The sequence below is a fragment of the Protofrankia sp. CiP1_Cm_nod4 genome, assembly GCF_982290645.1.
In genome coordinates, this window is record NZ_CEVIVC010000265.1 from 1 (window position 1) to 934 (window position 934).

2 protein-coding genes are annotated in these 934 nt (G+C 69.6%); both read left to right on the top strand.

Annotation, left to right across the window (positions count from 1 at the left end; genetic code table 11):
* Positions 1–193 precede the first annotated feature (193 nt).
* Positions 194–649 (top strand): hypothetical protein, encoded by a 456-nt coding sequence (locus AC5LSR_RS23950; RefSeq protein ID WP_250281382.1) that lies wholly within the window; start codon positions 194–196, stop codon positions 647–649.
* Between the two features lie 81 nt (positions 650–730).
* A partial coding sequence (locus AC5LSR_RS23955; protein ID WP_250281383.1) for a hypothetical protein occupies positions 731–934 on the top strand: 204 nt, incomplete at its 3' end.

Sequence of the window (934 nt, forward strand, 5' to 3'; positions counted from 1 at the left end):
GATGAAATGATCTAAAAATTCTGCGTCGTTGCAGGTCAGGATACATGTCGATCTCTCACCACAACCTCCCGGGTTCGTCGGCGTGTCGGAGGTTGTGGTAGATGATCTCCCTGGGGTGCGTGTCTGTCCGTCCGGATCGGGTGCCGGGGACCCTCCGGTACCCGATCCGGACAGGCCACTGGAGCACACGCCGATGGTGACACCTCCTCGACTTCGCTTCGACGGCCGTGGCGTGGCCGTCCCCGAACCCACCTCTACGGCCGACACGGACGACTTCCATGATCCCACCGCCGTCCCCTTCCCGGATACCACCATGCCCGGAGCGGCACCGGCCCGTCTCCCGATCGGCCCAGCGGCCGTCCGCCGTCGTCGGCGGCGTTCGTCATCACGGCAACGGCAACGGCAACGTGCACGGCAACGGCAGGCCGGCCGGCGGCGACGACGGCCGTTCCCGCGTCAGCGTGCGCGGATACGGCGCCGGGCGCGCTTCCGCCGCCGTATCCGCGCACTGGTCCGGCGGACGGCAGTTCTGCTGATCGTTCTCGGCGCCGTTCTGGTGGCGGCCGCTCCCGGCGGGCCGGCCGGCCTCGGCCTGGAACGCGCCGCCGTCCTGCTCGACCGGATCGCGACCGTGGCGACACCGTGGTGAACCTCCGTCCGCGACCGGGGGAACCAACGCCGCCCTCCCCCGTCCGTCTGCACCTCGTGGAAACCACACGAGGAGGTGGCGATGGCCCGCACCATCCGTATCAACGGCATCGACGTCCCCGTCATCGCCGACGAGATGACCGGCGCCGACATCAAGGCAGCCGCGGGCGTCGGCGACGACCGGGTGCTCGTCCGGCAGGAGACCGACCGGAACACCATCATCAGTGACGACCATCGGGTCCGCGTCGCGGATGGTGACGTCTTCGCCCACCACGCCCGGCACTCC